The following is a 5286-nucleotide window of genomic DNA, read 5'->3' as shown; positions in this document are numbered from 1 at the left end:
AGGCGCCGGCCAAGAAGGCCGCACCTTCGCGCAAGAAAGCCTGACCGCGGCGGCTTCATCGCGGGTCGAGCCCGCTCCCACACCCACTGCGAGGCCCTGTGGGAGCGGGCTTGACCCGCGATGGGGTTACGCAAGTGCCGCAGTCTCCTGCAAATGCAGCCACTTGCCCTGCCCATCGAACACCACCGTCGACCAGCGCAGCGTGGTCTGGCCGCTGTCATCCTGCTGATGCTCGCGATAGGTCACCACCCCCGGCGCCACGTCGTGCATCTCATCGATCTCGATGCGCAGGCCAGGCCGCGAGCCATAGGCCTGGGCAAAAAAAACCTCCAGCTGCGCCTTGTCGAGCACCGTGCCCTTGAGCGTGAACATCGAGAACCCCTCGGCAAAGCGCTCCAGCAACGGCGGCCGTGCCTCGCCGGCCAGCCACTGGCGGATCTGCACATGCGCCTCCAGCACCTCTTCAAACCCCGCATTACGCTCTGGCATTGCACTCACTCCACAGGTTGAACAAACAGGGCCCGGGCGCCCGGCAGGCGCAGCACCCAGGGCAAGGGCAGCAAGGTCAGCGCGGCGCCCAGCGCCAGCGCTTGCGCGTAGGCTGTAGGCTCCGGCAATCGCCAGTCGAGCACTGCGCCGAGCAACGCCACCCCGAAAAAGAAACTCAACTGCCGGTTCAGGCTCCACAACGCACTGGCCGCGCCCATGGCCGCCTCGGGGATCGCCACGAACGCCGCCGTCTGCGCGGTGCTGCTGCACAGGCTGCTGCCCAGGCCCAGCAGCGCATACAGCAGCACCAGCCAACCGGGGTGGGCGACCAGCCAGGGGCTGGCCAACGCCAGCACCGCCAGGCTTTGAATGCCCATGCCGGCCAGCAGCAGCGGGCGTGGGCCCAGTGCGTTGAAGCGCCACCGGCTCAGGGCGATCGCCGCCAGCGCACCGGCGGCCCACGGCAGCATCAGCCCGCCGGTGGCAGTGGCGCTCAGGCCCAGCGTGCCTTGCAGGTACAGCGCCGCCACCAGGTTGATCCCCATGAACACGCCCGGTACGCACAGGTAGATGAGCATGGCGGTGTGCAGCAGTGGCTGGCGCAACAGGCGCAGGTCCAGGGCCGGCCGTACGCTGGGCTGGGGCCGACCGCCGGGCAGCCAGGCCAGCACCAGCGCGGCGCACGCCAGGGTGGGCGCAAGCAGGGCGAAGAACACCCAGCGCCAGTCGCCCTGGTCGGCCATCAGCCCGCCCAGCGCCGGCGACAGCGCCGGCACCAGCAGGGCCACCATCATCACCCGCGAGGTGAGGCCGGCGCGCTCGCTGGCGGGGCAGGCGCGGTAGGCCAGCGCCTGGCCCACCGGGATCAGCAGGCCGCCACCCAGGCCCTGCAGCAGGCGCCAGCCGATCAGTGCCTCGATGCTCCGGGCCGAGCCTGCCAGGGCACAGCCCAGGCCGAACAGGGCCAGTGACAGCAGCAGGGTGGCGCGCTCGCCGATGCGCTGCGCCAGCCCGTTACCCAGCGGGATGATCAGGGTCAGGCCGAGCATGTAGGCGTTGCCGACCCAGCCCAGTTGCGTGACCGAGGCGCCGAGCTGGCGCTGCAGGGCGGGGTAGGCGCTGTTGAGCACGAACAGGTTGAGCAGGTCGAGGGCAAAACCCATCAGGAAGATCAGGCTGACTTTGCTGCGAAAAGGCATGACGGGGCGCCGCTGGAGAACGATGGGCGCAGTGTAGGGCGGTGCTGATGATTGAATAAGCCCCGCAATACTGCCAGATTGGTCGAATTATTTTGACAATCAAGGGGCCTTTGCATGGTCAGCCTGGACCGTTTCGAGCTGTTTTGCGCCGTGGTGGAGTCGGGGTCGTTCACGGCGGCGGCCACACGCCTGTGCCAGACCCGCGCCGCGGTCAGCTTCGGTATCAAGCAGCTGGAGGCGCAGCTGGGCGTGACCCTGCTGATCCGCACCACGCGCCGGGTGGCGTTGACCGATGCCGGCGAGGGCTTCTACCGTCAGTGCCTGCTGGTGCTGGAGCAGGCGCGGCTGGCCATCGAGCAGGCGCGTGCCGAGCATGGCGGGTTGCAGGGCAGCCTGCGGGTCACCTCCACGGTGGAGTACGGTTTGCGCGTGGTGGCGCCGGCCTTGCAGCTGTTCATGCGTGAGCACCCGTTGCTCAACGTGCGGCTGGAAACCCACACCAGCCATGCGGACCTGGTGCAGGAGCGCTTCGACGTGGCCATCCGGTTGGGTCAGGCGCAGGACTCAGGCTACCGCGGGGTGTGCCTGGAGACCTATGCAGTGCACCTGGTGATGGCGCCGGGCGTGGGCGTGCCGGGGGCGACCCTTGCCCAGGTGAACGCCTTGCCCAGGCTGGTGCATGGGCGTTTCGAGCGCCAGGCCGGTTGGGCGTTGCTCGATCAGAGGGGGGAAGCGGCGGTGTACGAGCCTTCGGGCCGGGCGGTGATGGTGGCAGACAATGCCTCGATCCTGCGCTCGTTCGCCTTGCAGGGGCTGGGCGTGGCGCTGCTGCCGGCGTGGTTGATCGAGGACGACCTGCGTACCGGGCGCCTGCTGGATGCATTGCCGGGGTATCGCTTTGCCGAGCAGAGCGTGTACGCGCTGTACCCGGCCAGCAACCACGTGCCGCGCAAGGTGCGGGCATGGATCGATTTTCTCAAGGGGTATGTAAGCGGCATGTAGGCGCCGGCGTTGCCGGCGAAGGGGCGCGCTGCGTTGGCCGGTGTTTCGCGGTGTCCGGTCCGCCAGCCAGGCGGGCTCCTACAGCGCAGCACCCGGTGTCGCTTCCAGGCCCTTGTCCAGCTTCAGCAGCTCCAGCAACCGTCTGGCGTCATAGGGCGCGCGCACCTTGATGTCGTTGTCGAAGTAGCAGTACACATCGCGATGCGCCGCCTTCGGCGCCGTACTTGCCGCATCGATCAAGCGCGCATCCCCAGGCTGCGCCCCGCGTTTCCACGCCTGGATACGCTTTTGCCAGCCGCGCAGGGCCGCCTGCGAATACCCGCTGCTGTACAGCGCCACATCCCCATGCAGGCGCATGTACACGAAGTCGCTGGTCAGGTCCTCCACATGCGGCCACTTCTTCGCCGTGTCGGCCACCACCAGCGCTACCCGGTACTTGCGCAGCAACGCCACGAACGCCGGGTCCAGAAAGCTCTCGTGACGCACCTCCACTGCATGGCGCACCACCTGCCGGTCGGCGCCCTCCAGGTAACCCGCACGCTGCATCCGCTCGGCACACTGCGCGGCCAGGGCCTTGGCCTGCTTGCCGGTGTGCGGCAGGCGCGCCAGAAACGCATCGAACAACCCCTCGTCAAAACGCATGTTCGGTGGGAACTGCCACAAGGTCGGCCCCAGCTTGCTGCCCAGCGACAGGGGGCCGGAGGCATAGAAGTTGGCCAGCGGTTCGTCGATCTCGCGCAGGCGCTTCACGTGGGTGATGAAGCGCGGCGCCTTGACGCTGAACACGAAGCCTGGCGGGGTTTCGGCCGCCCAGCCGGCGAAACGCTCGGGACGTTGCAGCGCATAGAAGGTGCCGTTGATCTCGATGCTGTTGACCGCCCGCGAGGCGAAGTGCAGCTCGTCCTTCTGGCGCAGGCCCTCGGGGTAGAAGTCGCCCCGCCACGGCACATAGCGCCAGCCCGAGATGCCGATATGCACCTGCGCCGCGCCACGGCTCACGGGGTAGCCGCCAGCGTGGTGAGGAAGTCGCCGAAGCCGCCCCGCGCCCGGCAGTCGCCACGGCTGCTGGTAGACACGCTGTTGCGTGCCGTCCACACGATGCGCGCGCCGCTCAGCTCAAGGTCGCTGATCAGTTGCACGTCTTCGTCCAGCGGCACGGGCCGGAACCCGCCGACCCGCTGGTAGGCCCTGGCGCAGATGCCCAGGTTGGCGCCATGGATGTGCCGGTGGTCCTCGCGGGCCTGGTAGTGGGCCAGGTAACGCGCCTGCAACGCCGCATCCTGGTGCGCCTGCCATTGCTCCACGTGCACCGTGCCGCACACGGCGTCGGCGGCGCAGTCCAGCTGGCACACCAGCCAGTCGGCCGGCACGCAGCTGTCGGCGTCGGTGCAGGCCAGCCAGCGCGCGCCGCGCTCGAGCATCCAGCTGGCGCCGGCACGCCGGGCGTAGCCCACGTTGCGCGCAGTGACCTGCAGGGTGTGCACGCCGTGCGCCAGGGCAATGGCTTGGCTGGCATCGCTGCACTGGTCGAGCACCACCACGATCTCTACGCGCTCGCCAAGGGCCTCGGCCTGCGCCGCCGCCTGCCCGAGGGCGCGCAGGCAGGCCGGCAGGTACTGTTCTTCGTTATGCGCGGGGACGATCACGCCGATCATAGGCAAGGCTCCTGCAGGTCAATGGCACACGGCTGGCAACACCAGTATTCGAGCAGGAAGTCGGCTTCCTCGTGGCGCACGGCGCGGTACAGCGGCAGGCGCTGATCGAGCAGGGCGTGTACCTGGCGGCCATCCTGCGGGCAGCCGTCGATGGGGTGCAGCCAGTGGCAGGCCAGCAGCGCACCGCCAGGGCTCAGGCTGGCCACGGCCTGTTCGATCACCTGCAGCCACTGCGCGGGGTCGAGGTAGTAGCCGATCTCGCTGAGCACGATCAGGTCGAACTCGCCCCCCGGCCAGTCGCCGGGCAGGTGGCCCTGGCTCACACTGGCCTGGGGGCAGGCTGCCAGGCGCCGGCGCGCAAGCTCCACGGCAGTGGCATTGAGGTCCTGGCACAGCAGGGCCTCGGTGCGCTCGGCCAGCGCTGCACTGAGCTCGCCGTTGGCGCAGGCGGGCTCGAAGATGCGCGTGTAGTACTGGCGCGGCAGGCAGGCCAGGGTCAGGTCGCGCTTGCGCTTCTCGTACCAGCGGGTCCGAAAGGCCCAGGGGTCTTCATCGTGCTCGAACAGCTGTTCGAAATACTGCGGCGATACGCTCATGGAAACACCCGTCATAGAAACAGCAGTTCGAAAGGTTGCAGAAGGCGTTGCAGGGTGGTCTGGCTCAACACCGGTGGCTGCTCGCCATCGGCATGGAGCTGGCTGGCATGCGCGGCGATGGCGGCGCGCTTGCGCGCAAGTTGCTGCGGGCTGAGCGCCAGCTTGCGCGCACGGCGCCACGGCAGGCGCGGGTCGTCCGGCCGGGCCCAGTGCCAGGCCCAGATCGGCACCTCGATCAGCTGCGCGCCCACGGTCTGCGCCGCCTGTGCGCTGGCACGGCCCACGGCCTCGTGGTCGCAGTGGCCGTCCAGGCGCCAGGTGCTCAGTACCCGGTCGCCGGGGCGC

The 5286-nt window shown here is 68.9% G+C and carries 7 protein-coding genes; 1 reads left to right on the top strand and 6 read right to left on the bottom strand.

Annotation, left to right across the window (positions count from 1 at the left end):
• Positions 1-126: 126 nt before the first annotated feature.
• Both B4I46_RS14680 and B4I46_RS14675 read right to left on the bottom strand, forming a co-directional pair.
• Positions 127-489: a DUF4440 domain-containing protein gene (locus B4I46_RS14680; protein WP_254999716.1), complete on the bottom strand. Its 363-nt coding sequence runs from the start codon at positions 487-489 to the stop codon at positions 127-129.
• 5 nt (positions 490-494) lie between these two features.
• Complete coding sequence (locus B4I46_RS14675; RefSeq protein WP_058540246.1) at positions 495-1688, bottom strand: MFS transporter; 1194 nt, start codon at positions 1686-1688, stop codon at positions 495-497.
• A gap of 114 nt (positions 1689-1802) precedes the next feature.
• Here B4I46_RS14675 and B4I46_RS14670 point away from each other — a divergent pair, with 114 nt between their 5' ends.
• Positions 1803-2690, top strand: coding sequence for a LysR family transcriptional regulator (locus B4I46_RS14670; protein ID WP_286900718.1), 888 nt, complete (start codon positions 1803-1805; stop codon positions 2688-2690).
• 78 nt (positions 2691-2768) lie between these two features.
• Here the strand turns inward: B4I46_RS14670 and B4I46_RS14665 are convergent, their stop codons facing one another.
• The 4 genes from B4I46_RS14665 to B4I46_RS14650 form a co-directional block, all read right to left on the bottom strand.
• Positions 2769-3689 carry a DUF72 domain-containing protein gene (locus tag B4I46_RS14665; protein ID WP_286900717.1) on the bottom strand — a complete coding sequence of 307 codons (921 nt, stop codon included), beginning with the start codon at positions 3687-3689 and terminating at the stop codon, positions 2769-2771.
• Positions 3686-4345, bottom strand: a complete 660-nt coding sequence (locus B4I46_RS14660) for a glycosyltransferase (RefSeq protein ID WP_043860031.1) — start codon at positions 4343-4345, stop codon at positions 3686-3688. The genes B4I46_RS14665 and B4I46_RS14660 overlap by 4 nt, the downstream gene beginning before the upstream one ends.
• The gene (locus B4I46_RS14655) at positions 4342-4941 is read right to left on the bottom strand and encodes a class I SAM-dependent methyltransferase (RefSeq protein ID WP_054914437.1); all 600 of its coding nucleotides are present in this window, start codon (positions 4939-4941) and stop codon (positions 4342-4344) included. The genes B4I46_RS14660 and B4I46_RS14655 overlap by 4 nt, the downstream gene beginning before the upstream one ends.
• Positions 4942-4952: 11 nt before the next feature.
• The coding region (locus B4I46_RS14650) for a PIG-L deacetylase family protein (protein ID WP_414708940.1) at positions 4953-5286 on the bottom strand (334 nt) is incomplete at its 5' end.

Source organism: Pseudomonas sp. UBA7500, from assembly GCF_002478435.1.
In the GTDB taxonomy this organism is placed as follows: Bacteria; Pseudomonadota; Gammaproteobacteria; order Pseudomonadales; family Pseudomonadaceae; genus Aquipseudomonas; species Aquipseudomonas palmensis.
This window is presented reverse-complemented; position numbering and strand designations above follow the sequence as displayed.